This is a genomic window from Pseudocolwellia agarivorans, from assembly GCF_002000085.1.
GTDB classification, from domain to species: Bacteria; Pseudomonadota; Gammaproteobacteria; order Enterobacterales; family Alteromonadaceae; genus Pseudocolwellia; species Pseudocolwellia agarivorans.
In genome coordinates this window covers 297119-316034 of the sequence record NZ_MUZU01000001.1, presented here as the reverse complement: position 1 = coordinate 316034, position 18916 = coordinate 297119, and the positions used below count along the sequence as shown (strand labels likewise).

Sequence of the window (18916 nt, the reverse complement as noted above, 5' to 3'; positions counted from 1 at the left end):
TAAATAACATTATTCAATTAAATAGTAAAAATAATAAAAGGTGAGGCATGGACAGTTTAAATATAAGTCGTCACATATCGGGACAATTTAACGAAGATTTAGAACGCATTATTAATCTTGTAATGCAAATGGGCGGTTTAGTTGAAAAGCAACTAAACGAAGCATTAGAGTCAGTAAGCCAAGGTGATGAAGACTTAGCTAAAAAAGTACTTTCAAATGACTATCAAGTAAATAACCTTGAAGTTGTTATTGATGATGAATGTACGCGTGTTATAGCTAAACGTCAGCCTGCTGCTGGTGATTTACGCCTAGTGATGGCGATTATAAAAACCATTGCAGACTTAGAGCGTATCGGAGACGAAGCTACAAAAATAGCTAAGGTAACGTTAGAAAGTTTAACCAGTAAGCATAAAGAGCTTTTACTAAATTTAGATAATTTAGGTCGTAGAGTTTTAGAGTGTTTACAATTAACGCTTGATGCTTTTACTCGTATGGACGTAGATGCGGCATTTAAAATTCATCAAATAGATGAAAAAATAGATCGTGAATATGAAGCGTTAATGCGCCAATTAATGACCTATATGATGGAAGATCCTCGTTCGATTCCTCAAGTGATGAGTGTTATATGGTCTGCAAGGGCATTAGAGCGTATTGGCGATCGTTGTCAAAACATATGTGAGTACATTATTTATTTTGTAAAAGGTAAAGTTGTGCGTCATACCAGCGTTGAAGATATGAAAAAAATATAATTTATTTAACTCATTTAATAATTTGGTAACTTATATTAAATAAGTTATCCCCACACTTTAAATTAAAGGTCTTTATTTTATCGTTGTTCGTCGACAAAGCATTTGCTAATTATAGCAAATAAGTTAATATCCGCCGCGAATTACAATAAAGAGAACCCTTTACTGGAAATTATTATGGCCAGAAACACAATATTAGGTGTCTTTGCTAAGTCTCCTATCAAACCACTAGAAAAACACATCAGGTTGGTTGCTAAGTGTAGTAAACAACTCATTCCTTTTTTCAATGCTTGTACCGCACTCGACTGGGACAAAGCTGCTGAAATCCGAACTAAAATATCAACGTTTGAAAAAGAAGCTGATGCGTTAAAGCGCCAAATCAGGTTAGGGTTACCGGGTGGTTTATTTATGCCCGTTGAACGTACAGATTTACTTGAGCTACTCTCGAAGCAAGACAAAATAGCAAATAAAAGTAAAGACATTGCAGGGCGTGTTTTAGGTCGTAAAATTGTTATACCTGAATCGTTACAAGTGTCTTTTATTGCTTATTTAGAACGTAACTTAGATGCTATTCAAAAAGCAACGGAAGCGATTAATGAATTAGATGATTTATTAGAAACCGGCTTTAGAGGGATTGAAGTCGAGTTGGTTGAGAAAATGATCCTTCAATTAGACTTAATTGAAAATGACACAGACTCGATGCAAATAAAGATCAGACAAGAATTATTAGCAATTGAAGCCAATTTAAATCCTGTAGATGTGATGTTTTTATATCAAATTATCGACTGGGTAGGTGAACTTGCCGATATAGCGGAGCGCGTAGGTGCTCGTTTAGAAATTATGTTGGCGAGAAAATAAGGGTTAGTAATGGATATTTTAATTTCGAGTGGCTCAACCCTAATCATAATGGCTGCAGTTGTTGGCTTTTTTATGGCGTGGGGCATAGGAGCAAATGATGTTGCAAATGCAATGGGAACTTCTGTAGGTTCTAAAGCATTAACCATTAAACAAGCTATTATAATAGCAATGATCTTTGAATTTGCGGGTGCATATTTAGCGGGGGGTGAAGTTACATCAACTATTCGTAAAGGTATTATCGATGCAAGTTATTTTGTTGATTCTCCCGAATTACTTGTATTTGGTATGATTTCAGCTTTATTTGCGGCAGCAACGTGGTTGTTAATTGCTTCGATACTTGGTTGGCCTGTTTCTACTACCCATTCTATTGTTGGTGCCATTATAGGTTTTGCTGCTATTGGTGTAAGCCCTGATACGGTTGCTTGGGGCAAAGTGATGGGTATTGTAGGTAGTTGGATAGTAACACCATTAATATCAGGTGTTATTGCTTTTGCCATATTTAACAGTGCACAAAAACTTATTTTTGATACCGATAACCCTTTAAAGCAAGCTAAGCGTTATGTTCCTTTTTATATGTTTTTAGCGGGCTTTGTATTAGCGTTAGTTACTATTAAAAAAGGTTTAAAGCATATTGGTTTAGATATTGGTGCTCAAGAAGGTTATATTTACGCAATTATTGTTGCGTTAATTGTAGCTATTATTGGTAAAATATTTATCTCACGTCTTCAATTCAATGAAAAAGCAGCTAAAACAACGCTTTATGCTAACGTAGAAAAAGTGTTTGCTGTTTTAATGATAGTAACAGCATGTTGTATGGCATTTGCTCATGGTTCAAACGATGTAGCTAACGCTATAGGGCCACTAGCCGCCGTTGAAAGTATTATTAGTAATAATGGTGAAATAGCTAAAAAAGCCGCTATTGCTTGGTGGATATTACCACTTGGTGGATTTGGTATTGTCGCGGGTCTTGCATTATTTGGACACAAAGTTATTGCAACAATCGGAAACGGTATTACGCATTTAACACCAAGCCGAGGCTTTGCCGCTGAATTAGCCGCAGCTTGTACTGTTGTTATTGCTTCAGGTACTGGGCTTCCTATTTCAACAACGCAAACATTAGTTGGTGCTGTATTAGGTGTAGGAATGGCACGAGGTATTGCGGCTATCAATTTAGGTGTAGTACGTAACATTGTTATTTCGTGGGTTATTACATTACCTGTAGGTGCAGGGCTTTCTATCCTATTCTTCTGGATACTAGAAGCTTCTTTCACTTAATTGTAGCTATTAACCAGCTAAGCTAAGTTATTCTTGGCTGGTTTAACACGTATAAAAAAGCCCCGATAATTTATCATTATCGGGGCTTTTTAATAAATACTAATCTATTACGTGCGCGATGTTACTTCTAATAAATGATAGCCGAACTGCGTTTTTACAGGGCCTTGCACTTTATTAAGCTCAGCGCTGAATACAACTTCATCAAATTCTGGCACCATTTGACCTCGACCAAAAGATCCTAAATCACCACCTTGTGCTTTAGAAGGGCAGTTTGAATGCTCTTTAGCAACTTCAGCAAAATCTTTACCTGCTTCTATTTCTGCTTTAAGTGCTAAACATTGTTCTTCAGTATCGACTAATAGATGACGAGCTGACGCTTGACTCATAAATTTTCCTTAAGTGTTATTTAATAATTAACCGAACAATATCGTAATTTTTCGATCATTTAAACCGTGATTAGTTTATTTTTAACTTTATTGAGAGTTGAAGAAAGCCAGTAAAAGATAGATGATATCAATATAAGTATTATTACTGCGCCTATCTAAACGAATGAATCTACCTAATTTAAAACATTTACAGTATTTTTTGTCTTTACATGAACATCAAAACTTTAATCGGGCTGCCGCCGCTTGTTATGTTAGCCAGTCAACATTAAGTAGCGCAATATTAAAACTTGAAGAACAACTTCACTGTCAGTTAATTGAAAGAGATCATAAATCTTTTATTTTTACTGCACAGGGCTTGTCTATTGTTAAAATGGCGAGAGAACTATTAGTTTCTACTAATGAATTAGTTACATATGCTCAACAGCAAGGAAACCCCAATGGAGGCTCAATTCGTATCGGCTGTATTCATACTATAGCTCCTTATTTATTGACTGATTTTTTACGTGTCTGTCAAAAAAACATACCTGATCTTTCCTTGTATTTAATTGAAGGTACAACAGAAAACCTCATGTTAATGTTAGCCAATGGTGAGATAGACTTAATTGTATTAGCTTTACCTGTTGCTAAGCATAGTTTTAAAAGTAAAGTTGTAGGACAAGATTCATTCTATTTAGCTGGTAATAGTGAGTTAATTGATTGTTATTCTAAAAGCAAAGACTATAAAAATTTACCGCCACAAAGTGTTTTTTTATTGTCTGAAGAGCATTGCTTAACAGATCATGCTGTTTCTGCATGTAACTTTACTGATAAAAGTCGTATTAATCCTTTTTTAGCGTCGAGTATTTCTACTTTAATTCAAATGACGTCATACCATAATGGAATAACTTTTTTACCTAGCATAGCGGTTAGAAAGGGCGTTGGTGTGAATGAAAACTTAACTATTAAAAAACTCGATGACTCTATGTACAGAGATATTGGTATTATGTGGCGACCAACTACGGTACGCCAGCAACTGTTTTTAACATTAGCTGATTTAATTTCTGATTTACTATAAAGCTATAAAATTATATTTAATTACTTGTTAATACTCGTTTTTACTATCGTATTGGTAAAGGCAATTAATCCATATTTTATTAAATAACCCTCCTTAAATTTTCTGCATAGATTTAACCTTTAATTCGCCTATAAAAAAAGGAATTCAGCTTAAGATAGATTAATTGATAAAAATCAATTCTCTTGCGTTGTTTATATTTTGTCCGGACAAATTATGTGTAACTGTTAGGCAAGATAATAATAAATAAAAAACAATAAGCATGAATAATGTATATAACACAGGAGAGGTGTGCCACATGAAGAATCAATTTGTACCAAAATTAATTAGTTACGCTGTGAAGACGGCATTAATTACATCGATAGTCTCTACTACGCAAGTTTTAGCTTTTGAAGAGGAGCAAGCTAAAGATAAGGTGAGTGGTATTGAGCATATTGAAGTAACATCGCGTCATAGAGGAGAGTCTTTAAATAAAATTCCGTTATCGGTTATTTCATTTGGTATGGAAGAAATGGAAAAAGCAGGCATGACTAACGTGAATGATATTGCCTCTGCGTCCATTGGTTTTTCAATGGAAAAAACATTTGGACGTCAAGCTGACATTCCTGTTATTCGAGGTGTTTCTTGGATCCCAGGGTTTGGTTCACAAAAAGCTTCTTATTTTATTGATGGTGTTTATTTTGCAGGTTCAATTCAAAGTTTACCTCTTGATTTAATTGAGCGTGTCGAAATTGTGAAAGGCCCTCAAAGTGCTTTATATGGTAGACGTACTTTTTCAGGCGCTATTAATTTAGTTACACGTAAGCCGACGGATGATTTGTCTGGATATGTAACGGGTACGCTTGGGCAAAATGGTAATCAAAAAATAGGAGCAGGTGTTTCTACTAAACTCAATGATGTTTTTGCTGTTAGGGCAAGCTTATCAAATGATAGTTATGATGGTGAGTGGGAAAACGGACTTGCTAACGGACCTGGAGTTGGTGGTGAAAAGTCTAATTCACAGATGGTGGGCTTGTATTTTACCCCTTCTAATAATACGAGTATTGACCTTAATTTTGTACGTAATGAAACCGATGATGAACACAGTGTTTTTCATTTTCAAGGTGCAGATGAAAACAACTGTTACTTAGATACTCGTGCTTACTACTGTGGTGAAGCTAATTTAGATAACCCCATCAGTATTGGTGGTGTACTTGATAATGATGACTACGGTTTACGCTCTACGCGTCAGCATTTAAGCTTAAAAATAAGTCATATTTTTGATTTTGGTGAATTAACTTGGATCAGTGGTAGAAATACCTATGAATCTGAAGGTGGCGTCGATCAAACTTATGCAGGATTTGACCAAGTTTTTAGTTTTGGTTACTTTGGCGGCGGGCCTTATTTTGAGAGCGCTGAAGGCTGGCATACATTAGATAAGGAAGAAAAAGACGAATATAGCCATGAAGTTCGTTTTGCTTCTTCTGCATTTGATGATCATTTATTATGGTCGGTTGGAGCATACATTTGGCATAGTGAAGACGATCCCTTAGTTGCTGAAGCATTTTCATCTGAGGAGGATAATAAAGCGTTAATGGCAATGATATCGTACGATGTAACTGACGATTTTAATGTGTCGTTAGAATTACGTAAGTCTACTGATGAAATTAATTCGCAAGCGTACGATAACTTAATTAATACGGCAGGCTTTGAAAATGCCAGTAATGAATTTGATAGTACGACTACGCGTTTTATTGCTGAATATAGTATTAATGAAGATACCATGGTGTACTTTACCCGTGCAGAAGGGAATAGTCCTGGGGATTTTAATACAAACTCTCAAATTCCAAGTGACTTAATTAATATTCAAGAAGAAGAAGTCTTGATGTATGAAGCGGGTGTAAAAGCAACATTATTTGATGGTGATTTATATCTATCTGCTGCAGTTTATAATATGGATTGGGAAAAACAACAATTAACAGATAGCTTTTTACCTGAAGCTGGCGGAATTCCCGTATCTTACACATCTAATGCAGGTAAAACCGATATTTCAGGGATAGAAGTTCAAACAACCTACGTTTTTAATGACTATTTTGATATGAATTTGGGTTTTTCTCGTACTGATGCTGAATTTGTTGAGTTATTTGATGGTAACCATTGTCGTATTATTTCTGGTTTAAGTTCTTCTGAATGTAATCAACCTGATAACCTTAAAAAGTTTGGAGACTTATCAGGAAATACTCCTCCACAAGTACCTAAAAATGAAGTGACCTTAGCAGTAAATTACAGTGGACCGTTAAATGAACGTTTTGATTTATTTGGTCGTTTAGATGTTAACTATGACTCAACACGATATGCGCATGTACATAATCTTATTGAAACAGGGTCACGTACTATGGTTAATTTTAACATGGGCATTGAAAACGATACGTGGAAGTTATCTGCTTGGGTTAAAAACTTAACCGATGATGATACACCTACTTATGTGTTTAGGTACATTGATGCGCAAAGTTTTGCTTTAGCAGGCCGTGCTTTTCCTATAGCTCCTAGCAGAGGGAGAGAAGTTGGTATTACAGCTTCATATCGTTTTTAAACGTTCGAGATAATAATATTACGCATATAAAAAGCGAACTTTATGGGGTCACTTCATAGTTCGCTTTTTATTTAAGTAAACTCTAATACAGAGGAATTAAAATGATTAAAACATATTTATTCATTAGCTTATGTAGTTTCATTTTAACGAGTAATGCGTACGGTATAGATAAGCCAAGGCAAATCGATAAACTATTGAAAAAATTTGATTCGTTAGTCCAAGGAGAGTTTGATAATTACAATCAAGTAAATTTTGAGGAAAATGATTTCCTTGCAAAAGATGATAAACCTCAAAAAAAGCATGCAAGACTTTATAAACGTGTTGTTAGAATAAACGCGCCTACATTAGGAGAGTATGTTTATTACCATCAAATTCATGACGCTGGCAAAAAACAGCCTGCATATCGTAAGTCGATAGAAGTACTTAGTGTTGATGATAAAAACAAATGATTATTGCTGAAAACTATCGGTTTAAATCACCTGAAGATATTAAAAACTTATGGGAAAGTAATAAGGTTATTGATATTCGTTACGATGATTTGAGAAAGGTAGGAGAACAATGTTATACCGAATACCAACTAGTAGGTAAAAGTTTTGTGGGTTCCATTGATCAAAATCGTTGTAAAGTTGATTCTAAAAAGTTTGGTTACATAAACTTACGTACTCAAGAAGTTATAAGTGAAAGCGAACTATGGCATTTAGAAGAGGGTTTTTTACCTTCAGGTGAAATGTTGTTTGGCCGGGAAGATGATATTCCAATAAAAATGCGTAGAGCGAAAAATTTCACATGTTGGGCAGCACTTAAAACAGATAAATTAAAACCAAATGGGGAGTTTTATTGGGATTTATTTTCAAATATTGTTTTGCATAATCAAGGGGATATTATGGAAATTTCTACAACAGAAAAGGTACCAAAACATTACTTTATTCGATTAAAGGAAACAGTATTTCCAGCAGGAGATAGACCAGACGTTTTTGAAATGTTTATTCATGATAAAACTGATTCTGATACAAAAGCGCTTGCTTATACATGGACGAATACCGAAGCAATACATCTTGGTATTAATTTACGTTGGATGCAATCAGCTTGCAGTTTAATTAAAAAGGCTAATTAACCTGAACTCGGCTTAATAAATGTTATTCTAGCAGTTATTTTTACTCACATCGGCGTTAAATTCACTTGCAATAGGCCATCCTTGAATTAAGTAAAAATATCGAGCTAGAAGCGAGATGAGGTTTTAATGTTTACTTTTCAATAAGTTAACTACTTTTTAAACCGAAATCAGGTTAATTAATTTACTTTATTTAAGAGGAAGATTAATTAAATAGATACTATAAATATACGTTTTTAAAAGATATTAAATTGGAATCTGTGAATAAACAAGTAAGTGGGTTATTAATCAATAAGCCCACTTATAAGAATAATTAATTAGTGTAAGTTTTTGCTGTTTTTACATTGAATAGCGTTTTTATCTTTAGGTGTATCACCATGCATTAAGTGATCTTTACTTTGAGAGCTTTGATTAAAAGATAATTTAGCGAGAATTTGCTGTAATTTATCGTTAAAGATAGTCGCTAATTCAAATATTTCATTCTTTTTAGTGAAACTAGATGCAGGTATATATTCATTAGGAATAGATGATGTTAGATTTAATAAAGGCCTATTAATAACTTCATTAAAACTATTTATTGAAAATATATTTATTTTGTTATGTTCTTCAACAAGCTTTATCACTTGGTGAGATGAGATACCTGAAGTGTTATAAGTTACCGCTTGCACGATAAACTGTTTGTCTGCAGCATGAGAAATAGTAGAGCATAAAGCAACAGTACAAAGTACGGTTGTTATAAATACTGAGACGACTTTAGATTTCATTGTTAATTCCATTATGTTTATTATCTGTTTGGGGACTAGTTGCAAGTTAAACAGTAGATAAAAATGTAACTAATTATATATCATTGATAATATAACTTCCTAAACTTATTTATGCTAATTCTATAAGATAAATAGCATAATTATCAAGATAAACAGTGCAATTAATAGACAAGTATTGTGTTAATTAAATAAATATACATAAAAACTGTGTAAATATACAGAGTGAGCAATTTATGTAATAGGTTGTTTTATTGGATTTAAGGGATTGAATATAGATGATTAAAATGGGGTATCTCTATAATCAATTGATCATTTCTACTGATTGAATAGCTTTATTAAGAATAACTCATAATTAGCCCTATCTACATACCGATAGGGCTGTGATAACTTTTAACTAATGAGTTTGTTTTTTTAGTGTACGGTAATGATGTAAAAGAGGCTCTGTATAGCCACTTGGTTGACTTTCCCCTAAAAATACAAGCCGTGTTGCAGCTTCAAAAGCTAAACTATTATCTAAATGATCTGCAATGGGTATATAAAGTGGATCGTTTTTATTTTGCTCGTCTACTATTTTTGCCATTTTAGTAAAACTTTTCATTACTTGTTCTTTAGTACAAACATTATGTTTAATCCAGTTGGCAATGTGCTGGCTAGAGATACGCAATGTAGCCCTATCTTCCATTAAAGCGACATTATTTATATCGGGTACTTTTGAACAACCAATGCCTTGATCTATCCAACGTACAACATAACCTAATATGCCTTGTACATTGTTATCTATTTCATTAAGAATTTCTTCTTCAGACCAGTTAACTTCATCTGCAAGAGGGATAGTAAGAATATCATCTACTGAAGCGGGGATTCTTTTTAATAATTTTTTCTGGACATCAAATACGTTTATTTCATGATAATGCAGAGCGTGTAATGTTGCTGCCGTTGGTGAAGGAACCCAAGCTGTTGATGCACCTGATTTTGGGTGGTCTATTTTAGAGGCAAGCATGTTTTTCATTTGATCTGGAATGGCCCACATACCTTTACCTATTTGTGCTTTACCGCTAAATCCACAGGCCAAACCAATATCTACATTGTTGTTTTCGTAGGCGCCAATCCATATTTTATTTTTAATTTCTGCTTTTCGTGCAAAAGGACCTGCACACATAGAGGTGTGTATTTCATCACCTGTTCTATCTAGAAAGCCTGTATTAATAAATACAACACGTTCTTTAGCTGCATAAATGCATGATTTTAAATTAACACTGGTTCTACGCTCTTCATCCATTATCCCCATTTTTATTGTAAGTTTAGGTAGAGAAAGCATCTGTTCAACACGTTCAAATAATGTATTAGTAAAGGCGACTTCTTCAGGACCATGCATTTTTGGTTTTACAATATAAATTGATTTTTTACGAGAGTTTTGAATAGCTTGGCTGTTTTTAATATCATGCAAGGCGATTAATGAAGTAATTACAGCATCTACTATACCTTCAGGTACTTCGTTATTGTTTTGGTCTAATATTGCAGGTGTTGTCATTAAATGACCTACATTACGAACAAACATTAAACTACGACCTTTTAAGGTAATTTCATTATTGCTTAGGCCTTTATATATACGATCTTTTGCCATTACTCGTTTGATGCTTTTACCATTTTTAAGAATAGATTCTTCTAAATTACCTTTGTTTAACCCTAACCAGTTTTTATAGGTAGTAATTTTATCTTCAACGTCTACCGCAGCTACAGAGTCTTCACAATCCATTATAGTTGTTAATGCTGACTCTAAAGTGATGTTGCTTATGCCTGCTTTGTCGGTTTTAGCTATTTCACTTGCTGAATTAAAGTTGATTTCAAAGTGCAACCCATTTTGCACAAATAGTAATGTTTTAGGTGATTGAGTTTCACCTGTATAGCCTTTGAATAATTGCCGTGCTTGTAGATGAGTTGTTTCATTGTTGCTAAGTTTAGCGACCAGATGATTGTCAATAATTTCATATTTAATAACATCGCTATGACTAGCATTTATTAAGGGGATAGTCTTATCAAGAAAATCTCTTCCAAAAGCAATAACCTTATTACCGCGTAGCGGGTTGTATTGTGTTGTTTTTTCCGCGCCGTTCTCATCAGATATTATATCGCTACCATATAAAGCGTCATATAAACTCCCCCAGCGGGCATTTACTGCATTGAGTGCAAATCGAGCATTCATTACAGGGACTACAAGCTGAGGTCCTGCTAAAATGGCTAATTCGTCGTCAACATTTGATGTGGAAATATTGAAATTCGGAGCTTCTTTAGCGATGTAATTTATCGCTTTTAAGAATTGTTTATATTCTTTAAAATTAAATGTATTACCTGAATTTTCTTGATGCCACTGATCAATTTTGTCCTGCATACTTTCTCGTATATCGAGTAAGTTTTTATTTATGGGGCTTAAATCAGTTAAGAGCTTAGAGAAATCCCTCCAAAAAGTGTCTTTGTTAACATCAATTCCAGGTAGAACTTCATGGGAAATAAAATTATAAAATTTTTCATCTATTTGTAAATTATCAATATTTTTTCTAGTAGACATAAGTTTTATCCATGGTTGTATTGATGTTGAAATGATTCATTGTTTATTCCAAAATTTATTTGTTTTACTAAGGTAATGCAATTTATGCTGAGTAAATTATTATTAAAACGTAATTTAAATAATACAGGGGCTATTTAAAGTTATTGTTTTTATTGTATTTTAAATGAATTTTTACTTTTTATTTAAATCTATGATAAATAATATTCATAAAGTAAATTATGATTTTTATATTTATAATGTTCAGTGAATGTAGTCACTATTTATTTTTGTTTTAATACTTTTTAATCAAGACTTTTCTCATCGTTAATTCAAACAAAAAAACATAAAAGGAATTAAAAAAGGGCTAACGACTGCTGTAATTACAGCAGATAAAATTAAAGCTAAAGAACCATAAGCCGAGTGTTCGTAACTAATTTTACTTATGGTCGCTGTACCCAGTGCATGGCTTGCTGCACCAATAGCTAAACCTTGTGCTTCAGCAGATTTAACATTAATGAAATTTAGCCAACTAGGCCCTAATAATGCCCCAAAAAAACCAGCAAGAATAATCGCAAATGCTGTAATTGCACTGTTGCCGTTTAGTGCGTCAGTAAGTGCTATACCTATAGGTGTAGTAACTGATTTTAAAGATAGCGATACGGCTATTTCGGGTATAGCAATAAGTGATACTGTAAGGAGTATACTCACAGGAATAACAATAAATACACCCAATGTTAATAATAGTAAAATGACTTTCCATTGACGCTTTATTGTGTGTAATTGCTGATATAAAGGGAAGCCAAGTGCAACTACAGCTGGTTCTATAAGGTTAGTAAGTGGTCGTGTTGATTCAAAGTATTGCTGAAATGACATATCTATATAAAGTATAAATAGCGCTATAACAAAAATAGACAATAGCAATGGATTTAGCCATATAGCCTTTGATTTTACCTGTAGTTTGGTAAAAACTTGATAAATACATACAGTAGAGACTATAAGTATGATTGATAATGCGACTGAAGGTAATTGATCTATATACATGTCTTTATATTACTAAAGGGTTGAACGGTTTGTAATATGAACATTGTTTTGTTTATCCATTGTTCTCTCAAATAACAACCCAACGATGGTAAGAAGAATGAATGTGCTAATAAATATAATAAAAACAATAGCTAAACCGTGTTTTTGAATTAACTCGAAGTGCTCTATAATTCCAACACCAGCAGGAATAAAGCAAACACTCATGTTTTTAATAGCCCATTCGATACTTAACTTAATTCTATCGGCAGACAATATTTTAAAATGTAATAGTAAAGTAAAACATATCAAACCATACAAGCTAGAGGGGAGTCCGCCAATGAGATAGGCGGTAAGTTTTCCTATAATGACACAGCCTGTAATTGCTAATATGCTATAAATAGTATTTTTCAATATGTATAACCTTGTTGAGTCGATTTAACTCTTTAACATTCTGAAGCTGCTTCTATAACAAGCTGCCTAAACCATATGTGACTTGCATCGTGATGCAAAAGTGGGCTCCAAATCATTTTCAATTCAATATCAGGGATATCAAAAGGAGGACTAACAATCGTGTAATTATTATCGTGCTTATGTAGCATAGCTGCTTTTGTTGGTAAGGTTGCAACTAACCCATCTTCATAAGCTAACTGCATAGCAACATGATAGTTACGAGTAAATACCTTTATATCTCGTTTTTTGCCGAGTCTTGCTAATGACTCGTCAACCCAACCTAGTTTTTGTACGTCTTTAGGATCCATTCCAACACCGACCCCAAAACCTGTTTTAGATACCCAAACATGCTTAGATGAGAGGTAACTGTTTAAGTTAAACTTAGCAACTACTGGATTATCTGCGCTTAATAAACAAGAAAAGGTATCTCGCCATACTGTTTTTTGATGAAATGATTGAGGCAGTTCATCAAAGCGATTAATAGCCATATCTATTTTACCTGCTTCAACGTCATGAAACGTTACATCACTCGGTGTCATAATATCAATGGTTACATTAGGTGCTATTCTATTAACTTTTTTTAAAAGAATCGGTAGTAGAGTCGAGGCTGCATAATCGCTTGCCATGATTCTAAAAACACGTTGGCTATTCTCAACGTTAAATTCTTCTTCGCCTTGTAATGCTTCTTCTAATTCTAATAGTATTTTTCTTATCGCTGGGGCCAAAGCTCTTGAACGCTCTGTAGGTACCATTCCATCAGATGTTCTTACTAAGATAGGATCATTGAATAAAGTTCTTAATCGTTTTAATCCATTACTCATGGCGGGTTGAGTAATATTTAATTGACTAGCGGCTCTTGTTACGTTTTTTTCTCTTAATAGTACGTCTAAATAAATAAGAAGGTTTAAATCGATTTTTGAAATATTCATGATATTAATAGCCTATAGTTAAGGTATAAATGAAGTATATTTCATTTATACCTAGGTAAATCAAGTCATTTTTTTAGTTTAATTTATTTGATTGGTTTTATACGCGTGTTTGAAATTTTAGTTTTTTAATTTATGCATTGTAATTAAAGAACTTTATTTTTTTATTGTATAAATAAAGAACTTGTTATTTATTTTAATGATGGCAAGGATAAATTATATATATTTAGTAAATGGTTGTCGATGAATTAATCTCGATGTTGTTGGTTTTGTATTGTTTTAGTTGCTGTTACAAATAATCAGCTGATTTTAATCATAAATTCTAGTGATAAGTTTTTTTAATAAACTTGCTTAGATACATATAAAAAATTGGAGATAACCATGTCTACTTACCAAAGTGCTATTGAGGCTGTTAAAAATATTAAGTTACAAGCAGGAGATTCTTGGAATACTATCAATCCAGAGTCAGTTGCTCGTATGAGAATACAAAATAAATTCAAAACGGGTTTAGATATTGCTCAGTATACTGCCAATATTATGCGTGCTGATATGGAAGCTTATGATGCTGATAATTCGAAGTATACCCAATCTTTAGGATGTTGGCATGGCTTTGTTGGTCAACAAAAAATGATTTCTATCAAAAAACATTTTGGTGGTAAAACTGATCGTCGCTATTTATATCTATCTGGTTGGATGGTTGCAGCGTTACGTAGTGAGTTAGGTCCTCTTCCAGATCAATCTATGCATGAAAAAACTACTGTAGCTGCTTTAGTTAAAGAGCTTTACACTTTTCTACGTCAAGCGGATGCGCGTGAATTAGGTGACCTTTTCCGTAAACTAGATTCTGCTAACGAAGCTGATAAAGCCACTATTCAGTACCAAATTGATAATCATGTGACTCACGTTGTTCCTATTATTGCTGATATTGATGCTGGTTTTGGTAATGCAGAAGCTACATATTTAATGGCTAAGCAAATGATTGAAGCCGGTGCTTGTGCACTTCAAATTGAAAACCAAGTTGCTGATGAAAAACAATGTGGTCATCAAGATGGCAAGGTTACCGTACCGCATGCTGACTTTCACTCTAAGATACGTGCATTACGTCACGCTTTTCTAGAGTTAGGTATCGACAATGGTATTATCGTTGCTCGTACAGATTCCGAAGGTGCTGGTCTTACTAAAGAGATAGCAGTCGTTAAGGAGCCTGGCGATCAAGGTGATCAATACAATTCTTATCTTGACGTTGAAGAGGTTGATGTAGCTAACATGGCTGAAGGTGATGTGTGTTTTAACCGAAATGGTAAAATTGTACGCCCTAAGCGTTTACCTTCTGGTTTATATCAGTTCCGTGAAGGTACGGGAGAAGAACGTTGTGTATTTGATTGTATTGAAGCGATTAAGGCAGGCGCAGACCTTCTTTGGATTGAAACAGCAACGCCAAATGTTGCAGACATTACTGCAATGATGAATGAGGTTCGTAAAGAAATACCAAATGCTAAGCTTGTTTATAATAACAGCCCTTCATTTAACTGGACTTTAAACTTCCGTCAGCAAGCCTATGATACTATGGTTGAAGCTGGTGAAGATGTTTCTAGTTATATTCGTGCTGATTTAATGAATGCAGAGTACGATAATACCGAACTGTCTAAACGAGCAGATGACAAGATCCGTAGTTTCCAATCTGATACTTCGCGTGAAGCAGGTATTTTCCATCACTTAATAACACTTCCTACTTATCACACTACAGCATTATCAGTAGATAATTTAGCTAAAGAGTACTTTGGTGACGCCGCTATGCTTGGTTATGTTGAAGGTGTACAACGTAAAGAGATACGTCAAGGTATTGCCTGTGTTAAGCATCAGAACATGTCAGGGTCTGACATTGGAGATGATCACAAAGAATATTTTGCTGGCGAAAATGCACTCAAAGCCGGTGGTGAAAAAAATACATCTAATCAGTTTTAGTGGTTTATACGGCTTTTGTAAAAAGTAGATAATAAAAAACCGTACAATTGTACGGTTTTTATACAGGCCGACTTAAAGTAGTCGTTATTAAAAACTATAAACTAACGTAATAGCTGTTTGAGTATCAGTTCTTTTATTGCCTTCCGCAACTTCAGTGTTATGGTCTACTTTAAATGAAAACTTTAACTGTAATGTTTCAATTAACTTAGTAGTAATTGAAGACTCAGCTTTATACTTGCTGTTTTCACCTGATTTAGGCGCATATTTAGCACTTAATGTTTGTTTAAATTGCACAAAGTCATTTATTTTTCTTAAATAAAGTACTTGCGCTTGAACAATAAATGCACTGTTAGTTACGTCACTATTTTTTAATACGTCACGCTTATAACCTGGACCAATATCTGCGAAAAAAGAAGCAACTTCAGTTTTATACCACTCACGACCCCAACCTGCAGAAAGTGAACTTTGGCTATCAAAGTTACCTGTTCTACTGTCTTCATAAGCTAAGTCACCATATACATAACTTTTATTAGCTTTATTTAACGTGTAATTGGTTTTTGATTCAATGGTCCACTTTTGATCTGTAGTTTCAAAATCTTTAGAGCCGTCAGTTTGTGTTTTATCAGCTTTTTTAATTAACAGATCAAAAGCAAGTGTGCTACGCCATAAATCTTTTTCGTATTTTAAATCGTAACCGGCCTTTAAATCGGTACTTCTAGTATTACCTGATTTAAAAAGCATACCTAATTCAGCCGATGATGTAATCGCTGGTTTTTCAGCTGGCTCAGCAGCTAAGGCTACTGAGCTAGTTAATGTTAAGCCAAGTGCTGCGGCTACAATTAATTTATGGTCCATGTTAGTCTTCTTTATTCATATGCAAACCCATTTGAGGGTAAGGAATTTCAATGCCAGCTTCGTCTAGAGAAACTTTAATTGTTTCTAACAATTCAAAGTATACAGGCCAGTAATCTGCTGATTTAACCCAAGGACGAAGCACTAAATTTACAGAACTATCGGCTAGTTCACTTACACCAATAGTTACAGCCTGATCTTTTAATACTAATTCATGTTCATTAGCTATTTTAGCTAAGATTTCTTTAGTTTTAGCAAGGTCGGCGTCGTAGCTTACACCAATAACTAAATCTATTCTACGAGTAGGTTTAGTTGAATAGTTGGTAATTGTACCACCGGTGATTGCTGAGTTTGGAATGATCACTGTTTTGTTATCACCAGATCTTAACTGCGTAGAGAAAATATGAATTTCTTCAACTACACCCGCAGTACCTGCAACTTCAACGAAGTCACCGCTTTTAAATGGTTTTAATATAATAAGTAAAACGCCAGAAGCGAAGTTAGATAAAGATCCTTGAAGTGCTAAACCTACAGCTAAACCAGCAGCACCAATGATTGCAACTAGCGATGTAGTATTAAAGCCCATATGAGAAATGGCAGCGATAATAGATACAAAGAATATTAAGCTAAACAATATACTACCAACAAAGCTTGAAACGGCTTTATCAATATTTTTCGCAAGCATAATTTTAATAATTGTGTTGCTTACTACTCGAGCAACCCATTTACCTATGATAATAATCGCAATAGCGATAGCAAAATCAATTAGATACTGTAGAAATAGACCTTGGTTTTCAGCAAACCATTTGTTAATCATATCCATGTTATTACCTTTTTGTTGTTTAATGTTATTTATTTTAATCAAAATGATTATATAGCATGTTTTTTATTATAAAAAGGTTATGGGTGAAAAAATGTTAATATTTTGTTAAATATGTTTTTGTGTGAGATGTTGTAACCATCACTTGATACTAAAAAAGGGCAAATATAAAAATTATATTTGCCCTTTTAAAAAATGAATTTAAGTTCGATTGAATTTAAATATTATATTTTCTACACATGTTCTCTAATGAAATTGGTTTAATCTTATCTGCATTACCAGCTGTTTCAAATGCTTCATACCTGTCTTTACATATTGAATACATTGCTTTTACTGAGTGTGCTAAATATTTACGAGGATCAAACTCGGCAGGATTGTCATTCATAAACCTTCTGATAGCGCCTGTTGAAGCTAAACGTAAATCAGTATCTATATTGATTTTCCTTACACCATTTTTAATACCTTCTTGAATTTGAGCAATAGGTACGCCGTATGTTTCTCCAATAGCCCCCCCATTCTCATTAATTATGGCTAACCAGTCTTGTGGTACAGAGGAAGATCCGTGCATTACAAGATGAGTGTTGGGTATACGTTTATTTATTGCTTTAATACGGTCAATGGCAAGAATGTCATCAGTAGGTGGGCGTGTAAACTTGTAAGCACCATGAGATGTGCCGCACGCAATAGCTAATGCGTCTACATTGGTTTTTGAAACGAAGTCTGCTGCTTCATCAGGGTTTGTTAACATTTGTTCTTTATCTAATATTCCCTCAGCACCAACTCCATCCTCTTCGCCTGCCATACCTGTTTCTAAAGAACCTAAACAACCTAATTCACCTTCTACAGAAACACCACAAGCATGCGCTATTTCTACAGTTCTTTTGGTCACGTCTACATTGTATTCATAACTTGAAGGTGTTTTACCGTCTTCAAGTAATGAACCATCCATCATAACTGAAGAAAATCCTAGTTGGATAGCGCGCTGGCATATAGCAAGTGAAGTACCATGATCTTGATGCATTACAACAGGTATATGTGGAAATTCTTCTATTGCTGCTAATATAAGATGCTTTAAAAATGGTGCGCCGGCATAGGCTCTAGCTCCTGCAGAAGCTTGTAAAATTACAGGACTATTCGTATCGTTAGCTGCCAACATGATAGCTCTAACTTGTTCAAGATTATTTACATTAAAAGCTGGTATTCCATATCCATATTCCGCCGCATGATCTAACATTTGACGCATAGAAATTAATGCCATTACAACACTCCTAGAGTTTTATATATGTTTTAAGTTTATTTCGAATCGAAACTATTTTGATTTCGCAGTGTAATTGTATCAGAAAACAATAGTCAAAATCACGATATAATATTCCGTTTAAATACTATAAAAGTGAATTTATGGTGTTATTAAGTAAGTGTGTAATAAATTTACAACAACAACCTGTTTTTAATTGGTTTCACCTGTGTTTCGATGTGAAGTTTATGTAATTTTACTACAAAAGGTAAAATGTTTTTTTATACCATTTTAAATGTATTAATTTATATATTTTATAAGAAGGGGAGGTATTTAAGAAA

At 33.9% G+C, this 18916-nt stretch carries 17 protein-coding genes; 8 read left to right on the top strand and 9 right to left on the bottom strand.

All coding sequences use genetic code 11. The annotated features are described in order from the left end of the window. Positions 1–47 precede the first annotated feature (47 nt). The 3 genes from phoU (at position 48) to B0X80_RS01310 (ending at position 2879) form a co-directional block, all read left to right on the top strand. The gene (gene phoU / locus B0X80_RS01320) at positions 48–749 is read left to right on the top strand and encodes a phosphate signaling complex protein PhoU (protein WP_076418625.1); all 702 of its coding nucleotides are present in this window, start codon (positions 48–50) and stop codon (positions 747–749) included. Between the two features lie 174 nt (positions 750–923). Continuing rightward, positions 924–1604, top strand: a complete 681-nt coding sequence (locus B0X80_RS01315) for a TIGR00153 family protein (RefSeq protein WP_077338035.1) — start codon at positions 924–926, stop codon at positions 1602–1604. A 9-nt stretch (positions 1605–1613) separates the two neighbouring features. Further along, on the top strand, positions 1614–2879 hold the full coding sequence (locus B0X80_RS01310; protein WP_077338034.1) for an inorganic phosphate transporter: 1266 nt from the start codon (positions 1614–1616) through the stop codon (positions 2877–2879). A 107-nt stretch (positions 2880–2986) separates the two neighbouring features. Here B0X80_RS01310 and B0X80_RS01305 read toward each other — a convergent pair whose 3' ends face one another. Beyond that, complete coding sequence (locus B0X80_RS01305; RefSeq protein ID WP_076418622.1) at positions 2987–3265, bottom strand: peptidylprolyl isomerase; 279 nt, start codon at positions 3263–3265, stop codon at positions 2987–2989. A 163-nt stretch (positions 3266–3428) separates the two neighbouring features. On the opposite strand from B0X80_RS01305, the gene B0X80_RS01300 reads away from it, so the two are divergent. The 4 genes from B0X80_RS01300 (at position 3429) to B0X80_RS01285 (ending at position 8002) form a co-directional block, all read left to right on the top strand. Next, the gene (locus B0X80_RS01300) at positions 3429–4319 is read left to right on the top strand and encodes a hydrogen peroxide-inducible genes activator (protein WP_077338033.1); all 891 of its coding nucleotides are present in this window, start codon (positions 3429–3431) and stop codon (positions 4317–4319) included. 295 nt (positions 4320–4614) lie between these two features. After that, positions 4615–6888, top strand: a complete 2274-nt coding sequence (locus B0X80_RS01295) for a TonB-dependent receptor (protein ID WP_077338032.1) — start codon at positions 4615–4617, stop codon at positions 6886–6888. 101 nt (positions 6889–6989) lie between these two features. Further along, positions 6990–7337, top strand: a complete 348-nt coding sequence (locus B0X80_RS01290; protein ID WP_077338031.1) for a hypothetical protein — start codon at positions 6990–6992, stop codon at positions 7335–7337. Then, positions 7334–8002 carry a hypothetical protein gene (locus B0X80_RS01285; protein WP_077338030.1) on the top strand — a complete coding sequence of 223 codons (669 nt, stop codon included), beginning with the start codon at positions 7334–7336 and terminating at the stop codon, positions 8000–8002. The genes B0X80_RS01290 and B0X80_RS01285 overlap by 4 nt, the downstream gene beginning before the upstream one ends. 314 nt (positions 8003–8316) lie before the next feature. Here the strand turns inward: B0X80_RS01285 and B0X80_RS01280 are convergent, their stop codons facing one another. The 5 genes from B0X80_RS01280 to B0X80_RS01260 all read right to left on the bottom strand — a co-directional run bounded on the left by B0X80_RS01280 (position 8317) and on the right by B0X80_RS01260 (position 13707). Further along, positions 8317–8763, bottom strand: coding sequence for a hypothetical protein (locus B0X80_RS01280; RefSeq protein WP_077338029.1), 447 nt, complete (start codon positions 8761–8763; stop codon positions 8317–8319). A gap of 394 nt (positions 8764–9157) precedes the next feature. Continuing rightward, positions 9158–11329 (bottom strand): malate synthase G, encoded by a 2172-nt coding sequence (locus B0X80_RS01275; protein ID WP_077338028.1) that lies wholly within the window; start codon positions 11327–11329, stop codon positions 9158–9160. 303 nt (positions 11330–11632) lie between these two features. Then, positions 11633–12349: an LrgB family protein gene (locus tag B0X80_RS01270; protein WP_077338027.1), complete on the bottom strand. Its 717-nt coding sequence runs from the start codon at positions 12347–12349 to the stop codon at positions 11633–11635. Positions 12350–12361: 12 nt separating this feature from the next. Continuing rightward, complete coding sequence (locus tag B0X80_RS01265; RefSeq protein ID WP_077338026.1) at positions 12362–12739, bottom strand: CidA/LrgA family protein; 378 nt, start codon at positions 12737–12739, stop codon at positions 12362–12364. A 32-nt stretch (positions 12740–12771) separates the two neighbouring features. After that, a complete protein-coding gene (locus B0X80_RS01260) occupies positions 12772–13707 on the bottom strand; it encodes a LysR family transcriptional regulator (RefSeq protein WP_077338025.1) in 936 nt (311 codons plus the stop codon). Between the two features lie 378 nt (positions 13708–14085). On the opposite strand from B0X80_RS01260, the gene B0X80_RS01255 reads away from it, so the two are divergent. After that, the gene (locus B0X80_RS01255; RefSeq protein WP_077338024.1) at positions 14086–15669 is read left to right on the top strand and encodes an isocitrate lyase; all 1584 of its coding nucleotides are present in this window, start codon (positions 14086–14088) and stop codon (positions 15667–15669) included. An 87-nt stretch (positions 15670–15756) separates the two neighbouring features. Here B0X80_RS01255 and B0X80_RS01250 read toward each other — a convergent pair whose 3' ends face one another. The 3 genes from B0X80_RS01250 to fba form a co-directional block, all read right to left on the bottom strand. Next, positions 15757–16524, bottom strand: a complete 768-nt coding sequence (locus tag B0X80_RS01250) for a DUF481 domain-containing protein (protein WP_077338023.1) — start codon at positions 16522–16524, stop codon at positions 15757–15759. Position 16525: 1 nt separating this feature from the next. Then, complete coding sequence (locus B0X80_RS01245; RefSeq protein WP_077338022.1) at positions 16526–17344, bottom strand: mechanosensitive ion channel family protein; 819 nt, start codon at positions 17342–17344, stop codon at positions 16526–16528. A 214-nt stretch (positions 17345–17558) separates the two neighbouring features. Continuing rightward, positions 17559–18599 (bottom strand): class II fructose-bisphosphate aldolase, encoded by a 1041-nt coding sequence (gene fba / locus B0X80_RS01240; protein WP_077338021.1) that lies wholly within the window; start codon positions 18597–18599, stop codon positions 17559–17561. Between the last annotated feature and the right edge of the window lie 317 nt (positions 18600–18916).